Annotated in this window: 24 protein-coding genes; 12 read left to right on the top strand and 12 right to left on the bottom strand. The window is 70.1% G+C overall.

The window, feature by feature from the left end:
• Positions 1 to 26 precede the first annotated feature (26 nt).
• Complete coding sequence (locus KBX50_RS22560) at positions 27 to 896, top strand: NAD(P)-dependent oxidoreductase (RefSeq protein ID WP_210939540.1); 870 nt, start codon at positions 27 to 29, stop codon at positions 894 to 896.
• Entirely contained in the window at positions 893 to 1,786 is an 894-nt protein-coding gene (locus KBX50_RS22555) for an NAD(P)-dependent oxidoreductase (RefSeq protein ID WP_210939538.1), read from the top strand. Before KBX50_RS22560 ends, KBX50_RS22555 begins: the two co-directional genes overlap by 4 nt.
• A 42-nt stretch (positions 1,787 to 1,828) precedes the next feature.
• Here the strand turns inward: KBX50_RS22555 and KBX50_RS22550 are convergent, their stop codons facing one another.
• The gene (locus tag KBX50_RS22550; protein WP_210939536.1) at positions 1,829 to 2,272 is read right to left on the bottom strand and encodes a winged helix-turn-helix domain-containing protein; all 444 of its coding nucleotides are present in this window, start codon (positions 2,270 to 2,272) and stop codon (positions 1,829 to 1,831) included.
• A 106-nt stretch (positions 2,273 to 2,378) separates the two neighbouring features.
• Here KBX50_RS22550 and KBX50_RS22545 point away from each other — a divergent pair, with 106 nt between their 5' ends.
• Positions 2,379 to 3,611 carry a multidrug effflux MFS transporter gene (locus KBX50_RS22545; RefSeq protein ID WP_210939535.1) on the top strand — a complete coding sequence of 411 codons (1,233 nt, stop codon included), beginning with the start codon at positions 2,379 to 2,381 and terminating at the stop codon, positions 3,609 to 3,611.
• Positions 3,612 to 3,629: 18 nt separating this feature from the next.
• On the opposite strand, the gene KBX50_RS22540 is transcribed toward KBX50_RS22545, so the two are convergent.
• The 7 genes from KBX50_RS22540 to KBX50_RS22510 form a co-directional block, all read right to left on the bottom strand.
• Complete coding sequence (locus KBX50_RS22540) at positions 3,630 to 4,400, bottom strand: DivIVA domain-containing protein (RefSeq protein ID WP_210939534.1); 771 nt, start codon at positions 4,398 to 4,400, stop codon at positions 3,630 to 3,632.
• 97 nt (positions 4,401 to 4,497) lie between these two features.
• The gene (locus tag KBX50_RS22535; protein WP_210939533.1) at positions 4,498 to 5,376 is read right to left on the bottom strand and encodes a hypothetical protein; all 879 of its coding nucleotides are present in this window, start codon (positions 5,374 to 5,376) and stop codon (positions 4,498 to 4,500) included.
• Between the two features lie 157 nt (positions 5,377 to 5,533).
• A complete protein-coding gene (locus KBX50_RS22530) occupies positions 5,534 to 5,968 on the bottom strand; it encodes a VOC family protein (RefSeq protein WP_210939532.1) in 435 nt (144 codons plus the stop codon).
• Between the two features lie 29 nt (positions 5,969 to 5,997).
• A complete protein-coding gene (locus tag KBX50_RS22525) occupies positions 5,998 to 6,351 on the bottom strand; it encodes a nitroreductase/quinone reductase family protein (RefSeq protein ID WP_210939531.1) in 354 nt (117 codons plus the stop codon).
• Positions 6,352 to 6,503: 152 nt separating this feature from the next.
• Positions 6,504 to 8,720 carry a choice-of-anchor J domain-containing protein gene (locus tag KBX50_RS22520; RefSeq protein WP_307871042.1) on the bottom strand — a complete coding sequence of 739 codons (2,217 nt, stop codon included), beginning with the start codon at positions 8,718 to 8,720 and terminating at the stop codon, positions 6,504 to 6,506.
• A 165-nt stretch (positions 8,721 to 8,885) separates the two neighbouring features.
• Positions 8,886 to 9,344, bottom strand: a complete 459-nt coding sequence (locus KBX50_RS22515) for a hypothetical protein (RefSeq protein ID WP_210939530.1) — start codon at positions 9,342 to 9,344, stop codon at positions 8,886 to 8,888.
• A 152-nt stretch (positions 9,345 to 9,496) separates the two neighbouring features.
• Entirely contained in the window at positions 9,497 to 10,483 is a 987-nt protein-coding gene (locus tag KBX50_RS22510) for an MBL fold metallo-hydrolase (protein WP_307871041.1), read from the bottom strand.
• A gap of 194 nt (positions 10,484 to 10,677) precedes the next feature.
• Here KBX50_RS22510 and KBX50_RS22505 point away from each other — a divergent pair, with 194 nt between their 5' ends.
• From KBX50_RS22505 to KBX50_RS22495, 3 genes are all read left to right on the top strand, one after another.
• A complete protein-coding gene (locus KBX50_RS22505) occupies positions 10,678 to 11,718 on the top strand; it encodes a helix-turn-helix domain-containing protein (RefSeq protein WP_210939529.1) in 1,041 nt (346 codons plus the stop codon).
• Positions 11,719 to 11,900: 182 nt separating this feature from the next.
• Entirely contained in the window at positions 11,901 to 12,848 is a 948-nt protein-coding gene (locus tag KBX50_RS22500; protein WP_210939527.1) for a winged helix-turn-helix domain-containing protein, read from the top strand.
• Entirely contained in the window at positions 12,845 to 13,648 is an 804-nt protein-coding gene (locus KBX50_RS22495; RefSeq protein ID WP_210939526.1) for a hypothetical protein, read from the top strand. Before KBX50_RS22500 ends, KBX50_RS22495 begins: the two co-directional genes overlap by 4 nt.
• Positions 13,649 to 13,658: 10 nt before the next feature.
• On the opposite strand, the gene KBX50_RS22490 is transcribed toward KBX50_RS22495, so the two are convergent.
• On the bottom strand, positions 13,659 to 16,727 hold the full coding sequence (locus KBX50_RS22490) for a DUF3427 domain-containing protein (RefSeq protein ID WP_210939525.1): 3,069 nt from the start codon (positions 16,725 to 16,727) through the stop codon (positions 13,659 to 13,661).
• Positions 16,728 to 16,904: 177 nt separating this feature from the next.
• Here KBX50_RS22490 and KBX50_RS22485 point away from each other — a divergent pair, with 177 nt between their 5' ends.
• Both KBX50_RS22485 and KBX50_RS22480 read left to right on the top strand, forming a co-directional pair.
• Complete coding sequence (locus tag KBX50_RS22485) at positions 16,905 to 17,708, top strand: hypothetical protein (protein WP_210939524.1); 804 nt, start codon at positions 16,905 to 16,907, stop codon at positions 17,706 to 17,708.
• Between the two features lie 122 nt (positions 17,709 to 17,830).
• Positions 17,831 to 18,220: a nucleotide excision repair endonuclease gene (locus tag KBX50_RS22480; RefSeq protein WP_210939523.1), complete on the top strand. Its 390-nt coding sequence runs from the start codon at positions 17,831 to 17,833 to the stop codon at positions 18,218 to 18,220.
• 50 nt (positions 18,221 to 18,270) lie between these two features.
• Here the strand turns inward: KBX50_RS22480 and KBX50_RS22475 are convergent, their stop codons facing one another.
• A complete protein-coding gene (locus KBX50_RS22475) occupies positions 18,271 to 18,762 on the bottom strand; it encodes a flavoprotein (RefSeq protein ID WP_210939522.1) in 492 nt (163 codons plus the stop codon).
• Complete coding sequence (locus tag KBX50_RS22470) at positions 18,759 to 20,006, bottom strand: helix-turn-helix transcriptional regulator (RefSeq protein ID WP_210939521.1); 1,248 nt, start codon at positions 20,004 to 20,006, stop codon at positions 18,759 to 18,761. Before KBX50_RS22470 ends, KBX50_RS22475 begins: the two co-directional genes overlap by 4 nt.
• 232 nt (positions 20,007 to 20,238) lie before the next feature.
• Between KBX50_RS22470 and KBX50_RS22465 the strand changes: the two genes are divergently transcribed.
• The 4 genes from KBX50_RS22465 (at position 20,239) to KBX50_RS22450 (ending at position 22,798) form a co-directional block, all read left to right on the top strand.
• Positions 20,239 to 20,493: a hypothetical protein gene (locus tag KBX50_RS22465; protein ID WP_210939520.1), complete on the top strand. Its 255-nt coding sequence runs from the start codon at positions 20,239 to 20,241 to the stop codon at positions 20,491 to 20,493.
• A complete protein-coding gene (locus KBX50_RS22460) occupies positions 20,490 to 20,774 on the top strand; it encodes a DivIVA domain-containing protein (RefSeq protein WP_210939518.1) in 285 nt (94 codons plus the stop codon). The genes KBX50_RS22465 and KBX50_RS22460 overlap by 4 nt, the downstream gene beginning before the upstream one ends.
• Positions 20,771 to 22,084, top strand: coding sequence for an FAD-binding oxidoreductase (locus KBX50_RS22455; protein WP_307871040.1), 1,314 nt, complete (start codon positions 20,771 to 20,773; stop codon positions 22,082 to 22,084). The genes KBX50_RS22460 and KBX50_RS22455 overlap by 4 nt, the downstream gene beginning before the upstream one ends.
• A gap of 87 nt (positions 22,085 to 22,171) precedes the next feature.
• Positions 22,172 to 22,798, top strand: a complete 627-nt coding sequence (locus KBX50_RS22450; protein WP_210939517.1) for a hypothetical protein — start codon at positions 22,172 to 22,174, stop codon at positions 22,796 to 22,798.
• A gap of 43 nt (positions 22,799 to 22,841) precedes the next feature.
• Here KBX50_RS22450 and KBX50_RS22445 read toward each other — a convergent pair whose 3' ends face one another.
• Positions 22,842 to 23,813: a cellulose binding domain-containing protein gene (locus KBX50_RS22445; protein WP_210939515.1), complete on the bottom strand. Its 972-nt coding sequence runs from the start codon at positions 23,811 to 23,813 to the stop codon at positions 22,842 to 22,844.
• Positions 23,814 to 23,847: the final 34 nt, after the last annotated feature.

Raw genomic sequence — 23,847 nt, 5'->3', positions numbered from 1 at the left:
CACCGGACAGAGCAGGGGACCACCGAATGACAGTCAGCACCACCTTCCTGGGACTGGGCGCGATGGGCAGCGCGCTCGCGAGAACGGCGTCGGACGCCGGCCACCGGATCGTCTGTTGGAACCGCACAGGTCACCGGGCGCAGAGCCTCGGCGAGCGGGGCGCCGTCATCGCCGACAGCGTCGAGCAGGCGATCGTCGGTACGCGCACGGTCGTCGTCTGCCTCTTCGACGCCGCCTCCGTACGCGAGGTGCTCGAACCCGTGGCGACCGGCCTGTCCGGTCGTACGGTGATCAACCTGACCACCACGACGCCGAACCAGTCCCGTGACCTCGCCCGCTGGGCCGGTGAGCGGGGCATCGACCTCCTCGATGGCGCGATCATGGCCGTCCCGGAGACAATCGGCGGCCCCGAGTCGGCGATCTTCTACAGCGGATCGGGGGAGGGCTTCGCGCAGCACCGACAACTGCTCGACCTGTGGGGCGAGAGCAGCTACCTCGGGCCGGACGCGGGCATGGCGGCGCTCTACGACACGGCGATGCTCGCCGGCATGTACGCGATGTTCGCCGGCTTCCTGCACGGCGCGGCCATGGTCGGCTCCGAAGGAGTGCCGGCCGGCGAGTTCGTCCGGCGGCAGGCGTCGTTCCTCGCCGCGATGACCGAGCAACTGGCCGGCTTCGCTGCGACCATCGACGAGCAGGACTACCTCGGGCCGGGCCAGCAGAGCCTGCGGTTCACCGAGACGGCCCTCAGCACGGTGATGCAGGCCAGCACCGGGCAGGGCGTCACCGATGAGGTGCTCAAGCCGCTGCACGACATGGTCCGTCGGCAGCTCGCCGCCGGGTTCGGGGAGCACGGCACCGCCCGCATGTTCGAGGAACTGAGGAGTGTCCGATGAACAACGATCTCCGGCCGGTCACTGTCATCGGTCTCGGGCCGATGGGGCAGGCGATGGCTGTGGCCCTGATGCGCGCCGGACACCCGGTCACGCTGTGGAACCGCACCCCGAGCCGGGCCGACGCCCTGGTCGCCGGGGGAGCCACTCTCGCGCCGTCGCCCGCCGCCGCCGTGGCCGCCAGCGAACTGACAATCCTCAGCCTCACCGACTACCCGGCGATGTACGACATCCTCGGCCCGGCGGCCGGCGAGCCCGGGGCCCTGGCCGACCGCACCCTGGTCAACCTCAGCTCCGACACCCCCGACGCCTCGCGACAGGCGGCGACGTGGGCCGCGAGCAACGGCGCACGGTTCGTGACCGGCGGGGTGATGGTGCCCGCCCCCATGATCGGCGCCAGTGAGGCGTACGTCTTCTACAGCGGAGCCCGCGAGGCGTACGACCGCAGCGAACCGGTGCTGCGGATCCTCGGCGAGCCGAGGTACCTGGACGCCGATCCGGGGTTGGCGCAACTGTTCTACCAGGCACACCTCGACGTCTTCCTCACCTGCCTGTCGAGCCTGCTGCACGCCACCGCGCTCGTCACCGCGGCGGGCGTACCAGCGGCCGAGTTCCTGCCCGGCGCGCTGACCACGCTCACCGACATCCCGGCGATGATCGGCGACGGGTTGGAACTGGCGCGCGCACTGGAGGCCGGCGAGCACCCGGGCGATCTGAGCACGGCGCGGATGATGGGTGCCACGGCCGAGCACATCCTGCGGACCAGTGAGACAGTCGGCGTCGACGTCGAGTTGCCGAAGGCGGTCAGGTCGCACTACCAGCGGGCGGTCGCCGCCGGACACGGCGACCAGGACTGGACCGCCCTGTACGAGGTGATCAGAGCGAGGCGCTGACCGGGCTTGCGGCTGACCCCGCTGGGCGTCCGGGGACTGCGGTCAGGGCAGCTCCGCGGCCTGGTCGGCCAGGCGGGACAGGGCGGGCACGGCGGCGGCCAGCCGCTGCCGGTCGGTCGCGTCCAGGTCGGCCAGTGCGGCGGCGAGCAGCTTGCGGCGGTACTGCCCGTAGGCGGCGATGCGCTCGTACGCCACCTCGGTCAACGCCAACCGGACGCTTCGCCGGTCGGTCGGATCCCGGTCCCGGCGCAGCAGGCCGGCGGTGGTCAGTTCGCCGACCAGGGTGCTCACCGTGTTCGCGGCGGTACCCAGACGCTCGGCGGCCTCCCGGACGCTGATGCCGGGCTGACGCTGCACCAGCCGCAGCACCTCGACCTGCGCGTCCGGCAGGGCGGCACGTCCGGTCCGCTGGATGGCCCGACGGCGGAGTACCCGGTGCAGGTCACTGAGGGCCGCGCCGAGCTGGTCGAGCGTCTCGTCGGTCACAGTGCCGCCCCTTCACGCTGCAACACCTCTGTAGGCAGAGCTACCGTAGCCGAACGCCCCCGGCAGCCGGCCACGCCGTGGTGGCGCCGACTGCCGAGGGGAATCGATGCCGCAGACCGACGTGCCCGTACGCCCGCCGGAGCGCATCACCCCACCCACCGGCCGCGCCGCCCTCGGGCTGCTGGTGCTGCTCGGCTCGCTCACCGCGATCGGTCCGCTGTCGCTGGACACCTACCTGCCGGCGTTTCCCGGGATGACCCGCGACCTGGCCGCCAGCCAGGCACAGATCCAACTCTCCCTGACCACCTGCCTGATCGGCATGGCCCTGGGCCAACTCGTCACCGGTCCGCTCAGCGACCGCTGGGGGCGACGCCGTCCGGTGCTGGTTGGCGTCGCCGCGTACACCCTGTTGTCGCTGGTCTGCGCCCTCGCACCGTCGGCGGAGACGCTCGCGGTGGCCCGCTTCGCACAGGGCTTCGCCGGTGGCATGGGCACCGTCGTCGCCCGCGCCGTCGTCCGTGACCTGTACTCCGGCCGGGCCGCCGCGAAGTACTTCTCCCGCCTCGTCCTGATCTTCGGCATCGCGCCGATGGTCGCCCCGGCCCTCGGCAGCCTGGTGCTCAACGTCGGCGACTGGCGCTCCATCTTCGTCGCCCTCGCCCTGGTCGGTGCCCTGCTCGCCACCGCCGTCGCGCTGCGGCTACCGGAGACCCTGCCCGCCGCGCGGCGCAGCACCGGCGGCCTTGCCGCGACCGCCGCCGCCGGGCGCACGCTGCTCACCGACCGCGTCTATCTCGGGTACGCGCTGACCCAGGGCCTCGCCTTCGCCGGCCTCTTCGCCTACCTGTCCGGTTCCTCGTTCGTCCTCCAGGACGTCTTCGGTCTCTCCGCCAGCACGTTCAGCCTGGTCTTCGGTGCCAACGCGCTCGCCTTCGTCGCCGTCGGCCAGCTCAACGCCCGCCTGCTCGACCGCTACGATCCCCGACCGCTGCTGGTCGGCGGCCTCGGTCTCGGCCTGCTCGCCGCCCTCGGTGTGCTCACCGGGGCGCTGCTGAACAACCTGCCAGTGGTCGTCGCCGCGCTCTTCGTCTTCCTCGGCTCGCTCGGCCTGGTGATGCCCAACGGGACCGCCCTCGCCCTGGACCGGCACGCCGCCCGCGCCGGTACCGCCGCAGCGCTGCTCGGCGGCATCCAGGCCGTGGTCGCCGCCAGCGCCGCACCACTGGTCGGGCTCGGTGGAGAAGGCAGCGCGCTCCCGATGGCCGTGGTGCTCAGCGCCGCCGCAGCCGCCTCGCTTCTGATGCTGCTGACCCTCGCCCGCCCCGCCCGCGTCCGGTAGGAGCTCCGGCTGCGTCGGCTACTCGGGCTGGTGCGGTTGTGCCGGCTCTCCCGGCTCGTTGGCGAGCGCGGTGGAGAGCCGTTCCAGGTAGGCGTCGACCTGCCCCATGTCGTAGCCGCGCAGGGCGACGGTGAGCGTCGTGGGATCCAGCTCCGCCCTGACCGCCTGACGCTGCGCCGCCGTCCCGGAGGCGAGCGCGTCCAGGCCCCGCCGGACCAGGTCGTCCACCATGTTCTTGAAATAGCCGCGCAGCACCGTGTCGAAGACCGGCTCGGAGACAACTCCCGGCTGGCCCTCCCGGAGCTCGGCTCGGTGCTGCCGGGCGTCGGTGAAGCGACCACCGCTGACCCGGTTCAACTCGGCGGCCACCTCGTCCGCGGACTCCCGCACGTCGGCGAGGCTGAGCAGCACCAGGGCGGGTCGGTCGTCGACCGGGCTCCGACCGACGAGCGGACGGTCGATTGTCGACCCGACGCCCGGGACCAGCAGCAACGACGGGGTAGACGGTGTCGCAGCCGCTGCCCCTGCGGGTCGGCCCAGCACGATCGTGTCAATCTCGGCCCACGACACCAACCGGTTGAGCCCGACGACCCTCAGGTCCAGCCCGTCGGGGCCGATCCGGAACCGGAACGGTCGCAGCGACCGAGCGGTGATCCAACCACCCGTCAGGAGCGCGGCACCGGCGAAGATCGATGTGCCCATGCCGGGAGAGCCCAGCAGGAGGGAGAGCCCGAACGCGAGCAGCAGCACCCCGGGTGCCAGCGAACGTCGATTCCTGCGCAGCTCCATGACGACACCTCGATCAGCTGAGTGGCGTGCAGAGCATGCCACGCCGCCGCAACCAGCGCTGACCCTGCCGGCACCGACCAGCGCTGATCCCTGACGCTCAGCCGGGCAGGGTGCTCTGGCCGCTCTGGCCGCTCTGGCCGCTCTGGTCAGGTGGGTCGCTCTGACTGCTCTTGCCGCTCGGGCCGTTCTGTCCGGTTGGGTTGCTCGGGTCGGGCCGGTTGCTCCGGTCGGACGGGACGTCCTGTTCGGGCCAGCGGGCGATCAGGGCCGACAGTTCGTCGAGCGTCGCGTGCACAGCGGTGCGGTCGTAGCCCGACGTGCTCGTGGGCAACTCCGCCCGGGCCTCCTCGAAGCGCGCCTTGGCCGACCAGCGCGGCAGCAACTCGTCGATGAGCAGCCCGTCCCGCCCCTGTCGGATCAACTCGTCCACCCGGGTCGGGTCGTAACCTCCCGGCCCGACTGCGAAGTCCAGCGACTCGAAGTGTGCGCGACGGTGGTGCCGGACGTCGGTGAACCGGCTCCCGGCGAAGCGGGTCAAAGCTGCCGCCACCTCGTCCAACGACTGCGTGACGTCGGCGAGATCGAGCAGGACCAGTGCCGGCCGCCCGTCGATCGGGCTCTGTCCGTCGAAGGGGCCGTCGATGGTCGAACCCGCCGCCGGCACCAGCAGCAGACGGGAGTCGATGGGGTGTTTCACGCCGATCGTCGGCACCTCCTGGTCGAGGATGATCGCGTCGATCTCGGCCCACGGCACCGCCCGGTTGAGCCCCGCTACCCGGACGGCCAGCCCGTCCGGCCCGATGTGGAACCTGAACGGCCGGCGTTCGGCGAGGACGATCCCGCCGCCGATCAGCAGGGCGAGAAGACCGATGATCCATCCCGGTACGGTGAGCTCGAAGCACCCCAGCAGGAAGACGCCAGTCACGAAGAAGAACAGGCCGAGCACCAACGGGCCGCGGCCTCTGCGCAGCTCCACATCGACCCCCTCGAATCAGCGAGTCGTCGGAGAGAGCATGACACGGCCGGCGCCCCGTCGGTTGCCCCCGGCGGCGGGCACCGGCGCAGCTGGTCCCCCGGACCGCCGGGTAGTGACCTGCGTGAGGTGGCGACAAGACCCGTGACGCCGGGTCGGGTCAGGGTGCGCCGAAGTCGGGGACGGTGATCGTGCCGTCTGCGGCGATCGGGAAACCCGGATTCCAGGCGATTTCCCAGAGGTGACCGTCCGGGTCGGTGAAGTAGCCGGCGTACCCGCCGTAGGAGGTGTCGCGGGCCGGTTGGGTGACCTTGGCCCCGGCCCGGGCGGCTGCGGCCATCAGCTGATCCACCTCGGCGCGCTCGCGTACGTTGTGGGCCAGCGCGACCCCGGCGAACCCGCCCGTGCCCCGGTCCTCGACACCGGCGTCCTCGGCCAGCGACTGCCGCGCCCACAGCACCACGGCGAGCCCGCCGGCCTGGAAGAACACGGTCTGCTCGACCTCTTGGCCCTGCCAGCCGAGCTGCCCGTAGAAGTCGCGGGACCGGGCCAGGTCGGCGACGCCGAGCGTGATCAGGCTGAGTCGCTGTTCCATCGTGGCAAGGTAACCCGGAGTTGCGACAGCTATCCGAGGGGGACCTGGACGGCGACGTCGTGTTTCGGGTAGAGCGAGGCGATCTGGTCGGCACCGTACTTGTCGCGGAACATCGTCACGACATGGTCGACCCGGTCGGCCTCGGTGATCGGGGTGGCACTCGAACTCAACGCGGTGCCGTTGACGGCCAACTGGACCATCGGGGTCTGCTTGACGTTCTTGTACCACTGACTGTCCGAGCCGGTCACCGGCACCAGGAAGACGTTGTCGTCCTCCTGCACGAACCAGACCGGATGGGTGATCTGCCGCCCGGTCCTGCGGCCGGTCACCGTCAGCTCGACTTCGCGTACGCCATCAAGTGCGTCACCTATCGCGTTGGTCATGGTGTCCCCCGGCTGCTTGCCCCCGACGATGCCTCTGCTGGCCAGGCTAGGGACCGACGCCGGGCCGCGTCGCCGGATCCGGCAGCTTCGCCCGGCAGAACAGAGAACTCCCGGTGCCGCGCCGGGCGGCACCGGGAGTTACCTGCTCAGGGTCAGCTCAGCGGAGCGCCGCCGGGCTGCGCCACGTTGTTGACCGTCAGGGTGTACGGGGCGTACTGCGTGACCTGCTCGGTCGGCTCGTCGTAGGCGACGATGGCGACCACCTTCGGGAAGGCGGACAGCAGCGCCGTCTGGATCAGACCGAGGGTGAAGTTGGACTTGCCGTCGACCTCCACCTGGTAGGCCAGCTTGAGCTTCTCGTTGATGCCGACGAAGCGGACGTTCCAGTTCGCCACCGGCGTCGGGTTGATCTCCGACGGCGAGTCGAACGGCTCCAGGCTCGAACCGTCGCTGACCAGCGTGCCGCCGACCGCGATGTCGTCGATCAGCAGACCGCCCTCGTTGACACCACCGTCGCTGACGTACCGGAAGCTGACCAGCACGTCCTGCCCGGCGTACGCGGACAGGTCGAACGAGTGCGGCTGGAAGCCGTCGGTGGTGCCGTTCAGCGCCGGGCCGAGCGGACCGGCGACGGTCTCCTCACCGGGGATGACGGTGTAGCTCTCGCCGCCGTCGGTGGAGACGCTGACGTAGCCGTAGTCGTAGCCGGCCTCGGCACCGTACTTCGCCAGGAAGGTAAGCGTCGGGTCGGCGGCCGGCACGGTCACCGGAGTGACCGCGGCGACGTCCAGGCTGTTGCCGTTGCCGGACCACAGCACCGGGTTGCCGCTACGATCCGGGTCGTCGCTGACGACCTGCCAGGCCAGCGGGACCGGCGGCAACGTCTTCGCGCCATGGAACTTGATCGAACGCAGATCGCCCAGGCCCAGCGGCTTACCGTTGGCCTTCTGCAAGGTGACGTAGTCGGCGCCGTTGGGTGCTGCGCCGGCGGCCGCGTACGAGGCGGGGTTGGCCAGGTTCACGGTGGCGTCGAGGCTGGCCGTGGTGACCCGGCGCTTGTCCACCCCGAGCATGATGCCCCGCTTGGAGTTCCCGACGATCCGGTCCACCAGGTTCATCGTCTGGTAGTCGTGGATCACCTTGTACATGTCCTTGACGCCCTCGGCCTTCAGCGCAGCCTCAAGGCTGGCGAAGCCCTGGAGCTCACCGTCGCGGTGCAGCCGCGAGATGAAGTCCAGGCCGTAGCGGTCGTACAGGAACAGCACGAACGAGTAGACGTTGCCGTAGTCGGCAAGCACGCCACTCGACGTACTGCCCTCATTCCACAGGTTTATCGAGTTCTCCGGACCACCACAGTCCCGTGGATTCGTGTTGTAGTCCGTCTGGACGGTGCCGAAGCCCTGGAAGCAGTAGAGGTGGCTGTCGGTGCCGGGCTCGTCGACCCGGGCGGTGGCGTCGACGTACCCGGCGAGGGTCTGCACGAAGTCGGAGAGACCCTCGTTCAGCCAGGTCGTCTCGAACGGGTCGGTGTAGTAGTGCGCCAGGTGCTGCCACTCGTGGATGAACGTGCCCTCGTACAGCTGCGGGCGCGCCGGCCGGCTGGTGCACAGGTCGTCGGTCGGCTCGTTCGGCGGGTTCGCGCCGGTGCGGTGCGCCCAGTCGAACGCGTCGACAGTCATGATGTTGCGGTCGAGCAGCTCGTTGAAGAGCGAGAAGTGGAACCCGGCGATGTAGCTGGGGGCGGCCGGGAAGTCGTAGAAGTTGTCGTCGCGTACGTTGTCGACGAGGGTGACCGTCCGGTTACCGGCACCGGTGAAGTCCCCGCCGATCTGCGCGTTGCTGCCGTCCCGCTCGGGCGGGGTGCTGAACGCGGCCGTCGACTTCGGGTACATGTTGGTGTCGAACTCGTTGACCAGGCCCGCGACCTGCTCGTCGGTGACCACCGTGGAGTTCGGGATCTGCCGGCGGCAGTCACCCTCCGGGAACTCCGTGTCGTTGGCGACCCACACCTCGATGTTGTCGCCCACGCCGCGCAGCGTGTAGTCCTTCAGGTAGATCTCGCCCAGGTAGTCGTCGAGCGCGAGCCACTGCCGCACCGTGCCGACCGGCGGCGTCTCGGCCGCCGCCGCCGTCGACCGGGCCTGGGTACGCGGCTGGTACTGGGTCGGGGCCTCCAGGCGCTTCCCGTTGAAGGTGAAGTCCTTGCGGGTCAGCTCCCGGACATCACTGGCGAGCCCGGTGGCCGGAGCCGGCACCGGCTTGACGGTCGCGGCCTCCGGGGTGGCCGAGGCGGCGGTCGGCTGAGCGATGACGAGTAACGGTAGGACGATGGCGCTGGCTGCTATCCCCGCGAAGCGGCGTCGTGCCACGAAACCTCCTCATAGGTGGAAGACCACCGGCCCGGAGTGGCCCGGGCACCAGTGGATCTACGCACGCTGATCGAGCGTCCCCGTATCCTGTGCACGTCGCCCCCGATCAGGCAACCCTTCACCGGAATCAATCGAGGTGGTGAGGCTTTCGCGCCAAGCGCCCGATCAGCCGCAGTTACCCCAGCTGTACCGGCCGGCGCTCTGCCAGCTCGTGAAATACAGGACCTCGCCGTTGTACATGACGCACTTGTCCCGGGCGGAGCGCTGAATCGCCGCGTAGTACTTGTAGTTGCCCGGGTCGTAGGCCCAGGAACCGCCCTGTACCCGGATCCCGGCGGAAACCCCGGTAGTCGAGCCCACCGCCACCCGCTTGAGGGTGACGACACAGTTGTACCCGCTGGCGCTGTTGTACATCAGGTAGACATCGCCCACCTTGGTGCCATCCGGTGCGGAAATCGACCGGTGGCCGTCAGTGGTGTGGGCCCAGGAACCACCGAAATCGTTGTTGCACGCCTGTGCCGCGGTGAACGGATTCGTCGCGGCCTGTGCCGGCGACGCGAGCGTCACCGCCGTCACCGTCGCCGAGACAATCGAGATGGCCAGTCGTCGTGCCAGTCCCCGCATTACGCCCTCCTGATGCTCCGGCGCGAAGATCGCGCACCTGCGCTGGCATCCTGCCACATTGGAGGCTCACCAAGATCCACGGGCCGCCGACCGGGGGTCTGTGCAACGCGGTCCGGGCTGATCGGGTGGTGCCGACCTGGCCGGAGGCGGTTTCAGTCGAGCTCGACGAAGGGGCGGTTGAGGTGCGCGGTGGCGAGCACCGCGCGTTCGCGGCGGGCCGTGTCGAGCAGGCTGCGGCGGGTCAGCCGGGCCAGGTCCTGGTCCGCCTCGTACCGGTAGGCGACGTCCGGGTCGGCGACCTGGACGGCGTGGACGAGCACGTCACCGGTGACCACCACCTGGTCGTGGCGGCCACCCTCCACCAGCACCGACTGGTGCCCCGGGGTGTGGCCGGGCGTGGGCACCACCCGGATGCGGTCACCGCGGCGGCCGGCGGGAGTACGCCGGCCGGCCTCCGCCCGGGCACCGCTGAGCACCACGGCACCGTCCACCGGGTGCAGTTGCCCCGTCGCGCGCAACGGCCGCACCACGTACCCCAGCATCTCGCTGCCGCCCGCTTCCAGCGCGTCGAGTTCATGCTGTTGCACCACGTACCGTGCGTTGGGGAACATCGGCACGCCCTCGGCCGTGACCGCCCAGCCGGCGTGGTCCTCGTGCAGGTGCGTCAGCACCACCGTGTCCACCCGCCGCACGTCGATCCCGTTGCCGGCCAACACCTGTGGCAGCGCGCCCGGCACCGGCGCCCACGCCGAGGCCGGGCTGCCCTCCGGGCCGACACCGGTGTCCACAAGCGTGTACCGGTCGCCGGGCCGGCGGATGGCGTAGCAGCGGAAGTCCAGGTGCCACGTACGGTCCGGCCCGAACGCGGCCGGGTCGATGCGCCGCGCCGCCGCCCAGTCATTTCCCGACGCCCCGGAGAAGGCGTCGTCGTAGCTGAGAAAGAACGAGCCGGCAGCGTCGCGTAGCGCGAGCACCTCGAAACAGCCCACCGAGCGGATCTTTGAGCAGTCGGACCTCGCCTTCCCCTGCGCAGGCCGGGCTGCCGCCTGTGCGGGCCGGGCTGCCGCCTGTGCGGGCCGGGCGGCGAGGACACCGCCACCCACGGCCGCCGCCCCCAGCAGCAACGTCCGCCGGCTCACCAATCCTTCGGAGTACGACACAGAGATCCCCTTCCCACAGTCCACGCCGACCGCTGTGGCAGGGCCGGCTGGGCGCAACTTCGGGGAAGGTGTCCCCTCGCCGCGGCGGGAGGCGACTCTTTCCCCGTAGTTGTCAGGAGATCAGCGGGGCAAGGACGGGTGCCAAGGATTCGAGGGGGTTCTAATGTTGGCGGGTGTTGACTCTGCACGTCGACGCGGAGCGGCTCGTCCGGTCACGGTTTGCGCTGTCGCGGCTGACGGAGGTCACAAACGCGCTGGAGGTGCTCGCCCACCCCGAGCGGGCACCGTACGCCCGCAGCTGGGTGAGCCAGACTCGGCGTACCCTCGACCCGGGCTCGGTCGACGTGCTGTTCGCGCTGGTCAACGGGGCCGCCGCGTACATCCCGGATTTTCTGTCCCCGCTGCCCGGCAGCTACCAGCCCACCCTCGACGAGGAACTCGCGGCCGTGGCGGCAACCACCGCCGAGGACGTCCACCAACAGCTGCGGACGGCGTTCCGGATCGGCCCGCCCTCGCCAGCCCTGCTGGAACGCAGCCCGACCGGACGCGACCCTCGGCCACCATTGCCGGCCACGGTCGCCGAGGTCCTCGCCCGACGTGGCGAGACGGCGCTGCTCACCCGGGTTGTCGATCAGCTCGCCCGCTTCTGGCGACACACCCAGGCCGAGCTTTGGCCGAACCTGCACCGGGTGCTCGACGAGGACATCCGCCACCGCGCCACACTGGCCACCCGGACCGGCCTCGCCGACATCGTCCGTACCCTCGACCCGAGGCTCACCTGGGACGGCCGTCGTGTCACGGTCGACTCGCCCGCCGAGCTGTCCCTCGACGCGGCGCAGGGGCTCATCCTGTCCCCGTCGGCGTTCCTGCCCCGCCCCGCGGTTTACCTGGGCGCACCCGGCCTGATCATGGTCGGCTACCCGGCGCGGGGGCGAGGTCAGGTGTGGTCGCTGCCCGCGCCGGCCGGCGAGGAGACCGGCATTCTCGGCGCGCGCCGGGCCGCACTGCTGACCGACCTGGCTACGCCGCTGACCACCACCGAACTGGCGGCGCGGCACGGGATCAGCCCGGCCACCGTGTCGTACCACCTGGGGCGGCTGCGCCGGGCCGGGCTCGTCGTGTCCCGGCGGGAAGGGCATGAGGTCCGGTACGAGCGCACGCGGTCGGCGGCGGAGCTGCTGCGGGCGCTGCGCGGTGACGGCCGGCGCGGCTGACGACCGGTGAAACTCGCCCGCTCCGTCAGCCTGACCTAGCACGCACCGATACTTGCGAACTCGCCACTGCAACTTGGTGGAGACGCAGGTGAGCAGGGTGTATAAGTATTAACCAAGGGGGTTGGGTAATGCTTATATCGTCGTCCGTCTGGCGCGCTCTGGCTGAAGCGGGGGTCACGCTCGTGCCACGCGGAGCCGACCGGGCTGAGCTGGGCTACGTCGATGCCCGAGTCACGGTGACCGTCATCGCCTCCCCGGTTCCGCTGACCCCGCGCGACATCGCCACGACGATCGACCGCCACCCCGGACCGTGCCTGTTCATCATGCCGACGGCGACGGCCGCAGTTCGGGAAGCAGTCGAGGCCGCCGGCTGGTCCTGGCTGATCGACGGCGAGCGGCAGGTCACGGGTGTGCTGCGCCTCGGCGGAGAACGGGTCACGCTGCGACCCCCAACGGAGGCGGTAAGGCGATGGGCCAAGCGCGGCCGGGTGCCGTGGGGCACCTTCACCCTGGTTCGCCGGCTGATTCAACAGCCGTACGCAACCCAGCAGGAACTGGCCGCCCTGGTCGGCGTCTCCCAACCACGCGTCTCCCAGGCGCTGGCCGCGTTAGCTGACTACGACCTGGTCAGCCGCATGCCTACCGGCTGGGTCGTGCGGGACCTCGATGAGGCGATCCGGTGGTGGCTGTCGACCTATCCGGGGCCGGGGGGCATCAGCACCTACTGGTACGGCCTGGCGTCAGCGGTCGAGCAGGCCCGGACGGTCGTCGAACTGGTCGCGGAAACAGATGCTGCTGGCGTCGTCGTGTCCGGCGACGTCGCGGCGGACACAATGGCTCCATGGCGTGCCCCGACGCGCGCGATCCTCTACGTCCGCGATGGCGTTAACCTGGCCGATGTGGGCTTCGTTCCCGCTGGCGACGAGGAGGCGACGCTCGAACTCACGGTGCCGAGGGATCCCGGCCTGTGGCCGCCGCCCGGCAAGGCGGCACCCGGCCTCCCACTCGTCGATCCGCTCCAGGTCCTCTGGGACGTCCGGCGCTCGCCCGGCCCCGACAACGAAGAGGCGGCACAGCGCGTGTGGAACATGCTGCGTCAACGCCACCATGACCAGAGGCACGCGGCGTGACCGGACCAGCCCCAGTGGCACCGCGTTCCGTCTCGCTCGTCTCGACCAGCCGCGCCGCAGACGCCGGATTTCTCACCCTTGCCGACCTCGCGGAGATCACCACCGCGCTCGAACTCGACCACCGGATCGTCGGCGGTCACATGGTCACCCTGCTTGTCGCACTGCACGGCGTCTCCGCACAGGTGCCACTGCGCGAGACGGCAGACGCCGACTTCGCCGCCCTGCCCACCGTCGTCGCTGACCCTCGCCTGCCAGCGGAACTCGTCGAGCGCGGCTACACATCTCGGGAGGCAGCCAACCGTTTCATGCGCGAGGTTGAAGATTCTCATGGGCCGCTGACGCTGGTGGTCGACATCCTTGCGCCGTCCTACCGGGGTGCGTTGGTGCCCAACCAACGACACGGTGAGCTGGTGGTCGACGAGGTGCCCGGCCTCGTCCTTGCGCTGCATCGACCTGCCGAGTTACTCGACGTCCACGTCCAGCTCACCAGCGGTGAGCCGCTCGGCCTGCGCGTCATGCTGCCGGACGTGGCCTCAGCGCTCTGTCTGAAGGCCCTCGCTTATCGGGGACGATTCGCGGCGAAGGACGCGGTTGATCTGTGGCGACCGATCAACGCGGCCTATGCGGCCGGGCTGCGGGTCGGGAACTGGCCGGGCAGCGTTACCGGCCGTCAGGGCGCTGAGGTACTGCACCGCTTCTTCGGTGCGCCCCAAGCTGCCGGCCTGAAGCAGATGTCTACCAGCACGGCAGACCGCATTCGGATGCAGGCGTTGGTGAGAGAAGTCGTGCCGGTTCCGTAGCAACACAGGCTTACGCGGCGATGGCGCGGGCGGCGGCGTACATGTCGGCGGGCAGCGGGTTGTGCAGCCGCCAGATGATTCGCATCGGCCGGTCGCCGGTGTGCTCCTGGTACGTCATCGGGCCGGCGTACAGGTAGGCCGGTGCGCCCAGGTCACGGTCCGGCACCCGGGTTTCCCGTACGAAGAGATGCACTGTGGAGCCGCGAGAGGCGTGGTGGATGTAGCGCTGCCCGGTCGCTGACGCCGATGACGTGGTGCTCTGCGACTCCCACTGGAACAGCGTGTCGGTGACGGCCCGGTCGGCGTACATCGTGGTGGGGGAGTAGTGCTCCTCGGATTTGACCAGGGTGACGAAGAAGATGTCGGCCTTGGCGTCTGGCAGCCACTTCACCCCTTCCCGCAGCGACCCCGGGTTCGGCATGCCGAAGGCAGCGCATGCCTCGTTGCGGCTGTACCGGGCGTGCACGTTCAGCGGCAACCCGTCGACCGGCACCGTCACCCGGTGGATGCGGTCGCGTAGCACCTCGGCGACCTGTCGCAGCTCGGCACAGCGTGCCGGCTCGGCCCGGAGCCGCGCCAGCCGTTCTTCACGCTGGCTCAGTGGCGCGTTCGGCCCCCACAGGTCGAAGTGCAGCATGTCCCAGAGCCGCCCGGCCGCCGGCCGCTCGCCGGCCGCCACCCGGGCCAACAGGTCGAGCCGGTCCGGGTCGTCCAGGTGCAGCATCCGTCCGATGGCCCGACCCAACTCGCGGTCATCCGCGCCGCCCGGTGAGGCTTCCAGCCCGGCGAGCCGCCGCAGCCCGGTCCACCCGCCGATGCTCGCCGACCGGTAGACGTCCTCGATCTCCACGCCAGCCTCGCGCAGGAACTCGCCCAGGCTCACGTCCCCGAGCAGCCGCAGCTCCTTCACCAGCCCGGTCTTCGAGGTCGGCATCGCTGAGCGCAGGTTGGCCAGCACGATGTCCTTGGCCACCCGGTCGAGCTGGATGTGGCAGCCGCTCGGCAGGGACGGGAAGTCGTCGCGTACCGCCTCGGTTATCGCGCGGCGGCTGACCCCGGTCAGAGCGCGCCACCGAAGGTCGAAGCGGAAGTTGGCGTGCTGCCCGCCGATGAAGTCGAGCACGGTCAGGCACGGCTTGTCGTCGTCCAGACGCAGCCCACGGCCGAGCTGCTGAAGGAAGATCGTGGCACTCTCGGTCGGCCGCAGCATCAGGATCGTGTCGACCATCGGCAGGTCGACACCCTCGTTGAACAGGTCAACTGTGAACAGCACCTTGATCGTGCCGTCCTTGAACTCCCTGAGCAGCGCCTGCCGCGCGGCGGCGTCGACGCGGGACGTGATCGCCGCCGACGGCACGCCGTGCCTGCTGAACCAGTCAGCCATGAACTCGGCGTGCCCGATGCTCACGCAGAACCCGAGCGCCCGCATCCGGTCGACGTCGACGCTGTCCCGTACTGCCCGTAGCACCATCCGCGCCCGCGCGTCGTTGCCGGTGTAGACGCCGTCCAGCTCAGCCGGGTCGTACCCCTGCCCGCGCTTCCACCGAAGCTGCGACAGGTCGACATCGTCGTGCAGCCCGAAATACTGGAACGGTGCGAGCAGTTGCCGCTCCAGCGCCTCCCACAGATGCAGCTCAACGGCGGCGCGACCATCGAACCACCGCCGCACGTCGCCGCCGTCACTGCGGTCGGGCGTCGCCGTCAATCCCAGGAGTACGCGCGGCGTCAGCCGCTCCAGCAGCCGGGCGTACGTCGGCGCTTCCGCGTGATGGAACTCGTCGACAATAACCATGTCGTACGCCTCGGGGTCGATCTCCCGCCGGTGCAGCGACTGGATGGAGGCGAAGACGTGCCGCCAGTGCTGCGGCGCCCGGCCCCCGACAAGCGTCTCGCCGAAGCTACCGTCCCCCATGACCTGCCGGAACGTCGCCAGGCTCTGCCGCAGGATCTGCTCCTGATGCGCCACGAACAGCAGTGAGTCGACGGCCTTCTCCCGGTGCAGCCGGCGGTAGTCGAGCGCCGCCACCACCGTCTTGCCCGTACCGGTGGCCATCACCACCAGGTTCCGCCAGCGGCCGTGGACCTTTCGCTCGGCGTCGAGGTCGGCCAGGACCTCGGCCTGGTACGGGTACGGCCGCACATCCAGGTTGGCGATCTGCGTCGGTGCTTCGTCGCGTCGCTCCCCGTGCAGCGCGGTGCGGAGCCGCTCGGCGTCCCGGCCCGGCTCGTAGTCCTCGAACGCCGGATCGTGCCAGTAGTCCTCGAACGTGGCGGTGAACGTGTCGATGACGTACGGCTGCTCGACGTTGGAGATCCTGACGTTCCACTCCAACCCGTCGACAAGCGCCGCCTTCGACAGGTTCGACGACCCGACGTACGCGGTGGTCATGCCGTTGTTGCGGCGGAACAGCCACGCTTTGGCGTGCAGCCGGGTGGTCCTGGTCTCGTAGGAGATCTTGATGTCAGCGCCGAGTTCGGCGAGCCGGTCGAGGGCGCGCTGGTCTGTCGCGCCGAGGTAGGTCGTCGTGATGACCCGGAGGCGGCCACCTCGGTCGATGAGGTCGCGGATGGCCGGCTCGATGATGCGCAGGCCATGCCACTTGATGAACGCGCAGAGCAGGTCGACCTGGTCGGCGGAGGCCATCTCGTGGGTGACCTCGTGGCCGATGCGCGGCTGGTGACGACCGTTGACGAGCAGCGCGCCGGACGTTAGTGGTGTGGTGGGGCGTGCCGGAAAGGTGGGTGCGGCCGGCGGGGTTGGCGGGGCGGCGATGGCGTGCAGCAAGCGCTGGGCGTCCGTGATCTGGTCGGCGCTGTCGACCGCGCGCGGCTCGGCCCGGCCGATGTTCTCGGCGATCCGGTTGGCCAACTCAACCTGGCGAGCTAGCTTGTCGTCGCCACCGCCGACGGCGAGCAGCGCCCGCCGGGCCAAGCCTGCGATGTGCCGAGAGAGCACGTCGGGCGCATCGGCCAATTCGATCTTGTCGTGTTGGACCAAGGCCGGGGCAACCTGTCGAAGTCGCTCGGCGAGCTGTTCGGTGATCAAGTGCTCGTAGATACCTCGGTCAAGGTCGGCCACGCCGGGAACCTAACAATTCCCGCAGGCGGACGCCGCCCCGCACACGCCGATCGCTTCAGTCGTGGCCGGGGTGCCGATTCCACCTTGTGCCACGTCGGCTCTCCCTCGGTAGGCCAAACCATCAGCCGAACTGGGCATACTCTGCCCGGGTCCGCTCGCCTGCCGGGAGGCTACCGCATGCCGCAGCGCCGCCATTGGCACGAACTTCCCGAAGAAACACGCCAACGCGTTGAACATCGGGCTGGCGCTGTCCATGCGGCCTACTCCGTGCCGACCGGTGCCTCCTGCGACCTGGCCGCCGTTATCGACACCGACACCGGCCGAGTCTTCTGCAAGGGCGGCAAGACCGATGGTCCGACTGCCTGGCTCTACCGCAACGAGGCCCGCGTCAACCCCTGGCTACCCGATGTGGCGCCCCGCCTGCGCTGGACGATTGAGGCGGAGGGCTGGTTGATACTCGGCTTCGAGTACGTTGCCGGCCGGCATGCCGATCTTGCTCCAGGCTCGCCGGATCTGACTGCGGTCGCGGACCTGCTCGACACCCAGAGCCGTCTCCTGACTCCAAGCCCGCCTGTCCGGGTGCAGCGCTTCGCCGACCGTTGGTGCGGCCTGATCGCTCCCGAACTGGTGGACGGCGACACGCTCCTGCACACCGACATGACGCCGCGGAACTTCCTCGTCGCCGATCGGCTGCGGCTCGTCGACTGGTCCAGCCCGGCGCTCGGCGCGGCGTGGATCGACACCGCCCTCATGCTGGTCCGTCTCGTCCGCGCCGGCCATCCTCCCGCCGAAGCCGAGGCATGGGCCGGGCAGATCCCGAATTGGGCGCATGCCTCCGAGGAAGCGCTGTATGCCTTCACCGACGGGCTGTTGCGCCTGTGGGAGCGCAAGCAGCGGTTAGCACCAAGCCCTCACCACGGACCGTTGCTCCGTGCCGCCCGCGAATGGCGGAACCACCGGGCGACTCGCAAAAGCCAATAGTCGACGGCAACGGACAAGTGCCTATCAGCTAGTCGAGCAGGTCATTTGGCCCGCGCCGGCTGATTCCGCAACTCAGGGCTACGACGGCTCGTGCGCGGTCACCGAGGGGTAGCCTCCCGGGCATGCCCGAGCCCTTGAGCGACGACCTGCTGGCCGGCTTCACGTCTTCCGCCCCGTACACAGTGGAGGCTGTGGCCGATGCTCCCCGCGCGCCCGGCGTGCACGTGGTCCTCGACGGCGGCACGGTGATCTACGTGGGTCGGACCGGGAACCTACGCAACCGCCTCCGGCAGCACCTGACCGGCAATCGCGAGTCGTCGGTGCTGCACGAGCAGGTCGGCCAGATTCTCGACAAGCAGGGCCCGGTGGCGAGCGCGCACGACATCGCCGACTGGCTGGGCCGGCGGGAGATCCGCTGGCAGGAGACCGACAACCCGGAGGGGGCGAAGGAAGCGCTGGTCTTGGCCCTCAAGCCGCGCTTCAACCGTCAGGTACCGCACCCACGCCGCTGAGCCTGGTCGTGCTGCCTGCAATACACCGACGGACAATTGAGTGCCGGAGGTTATGCGAACCGGAGACGGTGAACGGCCGTATGCCAATCCAGTTCAGCAGGTAGGGGTGTCACGGCGACCGCCGCGTCCTGTAGCAATCGCAGGTGCCGGTCATAGCTCGGGTGTGCGGTCAACTGCTCCTTGACGTTCGGAAACGCATGGACCGGGATCCCCGCACCGAGCGCTTCGTTGAGGATGCCGAGCGCGAGGGTGTCGTTGATGCCCTGAGCCCACTTGTTGATCACGTTGAAGGTGGCGGGCACGACGGCGACGGCCGTGGCCGACGGATGCGGCTCCGGCTCGCCGGGCTTCCGCCACTCCACCCGCACGGGGTGGCCGGTCTGCGCTGCTAGCGCCTCCCGGTCGATCCAGGTCGCGGCGGTCGGGGTGGCGGTGAGACAGACAGTCCAGCCGTCTTCCTTTAGTAGATCGATCAGCTCAGCGATCCGCAGCACCGGAGGAGCGGCGCAGACGACCAGGGCGAGTACGCGTGACTGGCTCATGCCAGCAGTCCGGCCCGCTCCGCGAGTGGCCGCAGTCCTGGCGTCGCCGTCCGGCGCTCCTTCGCCAACAGGTCGAGCAGGAGTGTGCGGGCCTGTACGTTCGCGTACACCATCTCGGCGGCAACCCGCTCGGCTTCGAGCAAGTGAAGCACGCAGATCGACCTGTCGTTGGACGACATCAGCGCTGCCGCCGCCAGGTCGACGTGCACCTGTGCCCTTCGGCCAACCAGCACGATGGGCAGTCGCGACGTGTCGAGCCGAGCACCAACCTCCATGGCCTGGTCCGGGTTACCCGCGCGCACGGCGGCCGATACCGCGTGAATGACGACGTTCGTTGGGCCGAAGCCTGTCCACAGCCGGTTGCGGTCGGCGCCCAACGTCGTTGCCAGCCGTTCGGCACGCGTGAGGAAGTAGCCCGCTTGCTTCGTGTCGCCCTCCGCAGCAGTCATGACGGCAGCAAGAAGTAGTAGCGCTCCCTGAGCGGAGAGCAGGTCAGGGTCGGAGGTTGAAGCAGCCGAAGCCAATAAGTCGATGCTGGTTCGTGCCACCTGCTCGGCTTCTACCGATCTTCCGGGCTGCCCCATCAAACCGCATGCCGCCTGGTAGGCGGCAACAGCAGCAAGCGCCCGATCGTCGGCCAGACGTGCGGCGGTGGACGCCCGGTCAGCCGTCAACAGGGTTGCCTCACCGTCACCCACCTTGGCCGCGAGCTTGGATGCGGCGATGTAGGCAGCGGCGAGCAGCCGAAATGCACTGGTGCGGTGTAAGCCGGCGGCGCTGCTGGTCAGGGCCGTCGCATGGCTGAGCACATCCGGCATCAGGCGGGCCGCCGACGTGTAGCTCGCTCGCTGGTAGAGGTTGTGCACCCTGCCCACAGCGCGCCGGACCTCGGGCAGCGGTGGTGCCGGTCGTGCTGAGTCCGTCAGGTAGGTGCTGAGGAAGGTCCGAAGGCCATCCAAGAGATCAGACCTAGCGGCGGCGGAAACGGGATCACGCTCCATGTCCCTCAAGGCCTGCCCTCGATGCGCTGCCACTGACACGTCGACGAGCATGTCGTCGAGCTGTTCGAGCGTAACGCGCAACGCGGAAGCAATGCGGGTGCGATGCCACGGCTGCGGGTCCGTCTCCGCGTTTTCCCAGCGCACCACAGTGGACCGCTCCACGCCGAGAAGGTCGGCCAGACGCTCCTGGCTGTATCCGAGCGCCTTACGCCGCTGGCAGAGTCGCTGTCGCTTCAAGGCCACGGCCGATCTCCCTCCGCTTTGGCGTCACTTTAATAACCCTGCGTCGACCACGCGGGTACGCAGATGCCTCATTTCTGCGTCACGCAGGCCTCTCCGGCGCTGTAGTCCCTGCTCAAGTGCTCGCCGAGGCTGGACACGAGGCCCGGGGCGGGTGCTGGGCTCCGGTGGTGCCGACCCCCGACGGTGCGCCGTCCCCGCCCGCCTCGGTGCCACATCACAGCAGGGGAGGGACATGGATTCGATTGACGAGGTGCTCGGCGAGCTGCCGATGCCGCCGTACGTGACAGCAGAGGATGTCGGTTTCGCCGTGCGGGCGGTGACCGTACACGCTGCGGAGCAGTGGCCCGAGGGGCCGCGCTGCCGCAACGATCGTGCGCCGCATCCGTGCCGGCTGCACCGGTGGGGGCGGCGGGTGTTGGACCGGCGTGGCCTCAGCGAGCGGCAGGTGCAGGCGTTGATCGCCGAGCAGGAGGCACCGCGGCGATGATCTACCTGTCCGGGGAGCGCCTGCACCCACATCAGGTTCGAGCTGTCGACTTCGATCGACGCTGGCGGGGTCTCGACCCACGCCAGGTGTACGACTACCTCAACCGGGCGGCCGACGAGATCGACAGGCTGCACCGGGAGTTGACGACCGCGAACACCGAGGCCGAGCGGATCCGGCAGGCGTTGCGGCAGTGGCAGTCCCGGCACGCCGACGGCCGGCAGGCCCGGCACGCCGACTGTCGGTCGGCACTCCACGACCATCCGACGGGGGAGCGGCGGTGAGCCGCGAGGCGGTGACCCGTTGGCTGCGGCTGGTCGAGGCGGACGCGGAGCTGTCGGCGTACCTCATCGGGGTTGATCGGGACCGGCTCGCCGCGCACCTGGCCCGGCAGCTCGCGGCCGGCGGACCGATTTTGGACGGCTGGCCGGGGCTGCCGGAGGCGCAGCGGCGGCGGGCCGCCGACTACCTGGCCGGGGTTCTCTCCGCCCGCGACCACCAGGTCATCGACGAGGCCGCCGCACGTTTCCGGGCCGAGCTGCGCTGCCCGGGGCTGCTGCCGGAGCGGGCGACGGCGCTCGTCGTCGCCGCGTTGGCCCGGCTGGTTGGCGGCGGCGGTGACCGGGCCGGGCGGTTGGCGCTGCTGGCGGTGCTCGGTCGGGTCCACCGCCGGTACCGGCTGCGATCCGAACACGGTCCGCTGATCGGTGCCGCGTTGGCGCCGGTGGCACCACGGCTGTGCCCGCAACAGGTCGGCTGGGAGCGACGCTGGCGGCGGGCCTGGGCACTCGTCGAGCGCGCCGCCGGGTGGATGGGCGACGGGCCGGCGTTCTGGCCCGCCGATGTGGTCGGCCGCGACCTGGCCGCCGAGGGCATCGCCATCCTGACGGTACGCCCCTGGCGGCGGCTGCCGATCCGCCCCGGTCAGGCGGTGCCGGTCTGCCTGCCGCAGCACCCCGGCCGGTGGCGCTGGTACTGCCCGGCCAACGCGCCGCGCCCCGACGGCACCGTCGAGCTGCACGTCCGCGCGGTCCCCGCCGGCACCGTCTCCCGCACCCTCGTCCACGAGGTACGCCCCAACGACCTGCTCCATCTCGGCCCACCCGTCGACATCGGCCTCAGCCTGCCCACCGCCCCGGAGCCGTCCCCTCCTGACTGCCCCGACGAGGCGGCATCCGCCAAGGCTGAGCCGGCCAGGGCGGGACGAGCCACTGCCCGGGATCTGCTGCTGGTGGCCGGCGGCACCGGGCTGGCCCCGCTGCGCGCCCTGGTCGAGCAGGTCGCCGCCGCGCCGGCCGGTCGCCGGGTGACCCTGATCGTCGGCGCACGCACAGTGGCTGACCTCTACGACGCGATCACCCTGGACAAGCTCGACCAGGCCCACCCCTGGCTGACCGTCGTCCCGACCTTCTCCCACGACCCGTTCGTCGCTCCCGCCGAACAGGGCGACGCCCTGACTCTCGGCCTCTACCACTACCGCACCGGCCAGCAGGTTCACGTCTGCGGCCCACCCGCGATGCTCGACCACGCCCGGGGCAGGCTCACCGCCGCAGGCATACCCGCCCACCAGCTCCACCTGCCCGCAATCCGGTGAGAGCGGACGATCAGGGCTGTTGATCGCATCGAAAAATGTGAGACCTTGTATCGGTCAGTGACCGCCTCGGTACAGGGGGTATATGGCGTGGGGGTTGATGGCGAGCCGTCACAGTGGTCGGTCGAGAAGTTTGGCCCCGACCTGGTCCGTGACCTGCGGGCACGGATCCCCAAGGCCCTCCAGCGGGCTGTCGAGCTGGCGCAGAACGCGCGGGAGGCCTCGGCGTTGGCCACGGATCATGCCTTCGGCCCGACCCGCTGGAAGCAGCAGTACGAGTCGCTGCACGAGCACCTCCGGGACCTGCCGGATGTGCAGGACGTGCATCCACCCGGCGCGCAGGTGCGCGTCACCATCTGCCGCAACCATCTGCTGTTGCCCTGGATGTACGCCAAGCGCCGGGGTCTCGACATGCGGCGTGTGCGGGGGCGGCTCAAGAACCAGCTCGTCCGTGACCTGCTGATCCTCTTCGGGCCGGAGCCTGGCTACGACGAGCCGACCCTGCCGGGCATGCCCGAGACTCCGGACGAGGCCCGGGACCGGACGCTGCTGCGCGCGGCCATCGAGGAACTCACCCCGCAGCCCAGGACGCTGCTCGTCGGCTTCGCCTGCAACTCGGACGAGGGGCTGCTCGGCGTCTCCTGGGGTGAAGCCGCTCTCGCTCCCGGCGGCGGGCTGGATTGGGGGCCGGTCGAGGAGTTGTTCCGGCTCGCCTGACCGTTCCGCACGATGTGCTGGCCGTGCCGACGCTGGCCACAGTTCAGGCGTACGTGTCGCCGTACTCGCGGATGTCGTCGACGTCGAGGGTGATCCGGCTGTTGTCGGCCCACTCGCCGGTGGCCTGCTGCCAGCTGGGGTCGTCGCGTTCGTCGATCGCGGACCAGTTCGGCCGGTGGTGGCGGAGGTAGATCGGCCCGGTCGACTCGCCAGGGGCCAGCTTCCCGGCGGTGAAGGTCAGTTCGATCCAGCCGGGGATCGGGGTGCCGGGCGGCGGGAAGACCGTCGGGGTGGGCGTCGGGGTCGGCGGCAGCGGCGACGTGGTCGTCGCGGGTGCCACTGACGATCCCGAGGCGGGCGGCGATGGCGCAGCCGGCGGTGGCGTGCCCGGCGGGCCCGGCGGCAGGGGTGGCGGGAAGAACTGGATGTGGCGCTGCACGTTGGCGCAGCCGATCGCCGCCCAGTCGCAGTTGGTGGTCAGCGAGGTGTTCCCGCCCTCGAACGTCAGGTGGTAACGGACCCGCACGTCCGCCAGGTCGAGCGGGGCGGTGCCCGTGTTGACGACCTGGAGGACGTGCTGGATCTGGTTGTCCGTCGGTGACCAGCTCAGGTTGCGGTAGCTGACCCGTGCCTTCCCGTACGCGGTGCGGACCGGGGTCACCGGCGAGTCGAGGGAGTACCCGGCGTTGGTGTACGCCCAGACGGTGAGCCGATATTCGGTGCCCGGGGCGAGATCGGTGAGGGTGAGGTCGGTGCCGGTGGTGGTGCCGAGGCTGCGGTACACGTTGGGGCCGAGCCAGGCCCGCACCTCGTGCCGGATGGGCGTCCCGCCCGGTTCACCGATCCAGGTCGACGGCGCCCAGGTGAGGGTGAGCAGGTGTGGTTCGTTGGCCACCACGACCGGTGCGCCGGGAGTGGTCAGCACCGGATCGTCGGCCGCATGGGCGACGGCGGTGCCGGAGAGCCCGAGCACGATGCCGAGTACGGCGACGAGGGTGAACCGACGAGCACGCATAGTGCGCATGCTAGAGAGCCGCATGCATGAATAT

It is taken from the genome of Micromonospora sp. C51 (genome assembly GCF_018070435.1).
Classification (GTDB): Bacteria; Actinomycetota; Actinomycetes; order Mycobacteriales; family Micromonosporaceae; genus Micromonospora; species Micromonospora sediminimaris.
The sequence above is the reverse complement of the archived record's forward strand: the minus strand, read 5'-3'. Positions and strand labels throughout refer to the sequence as shown.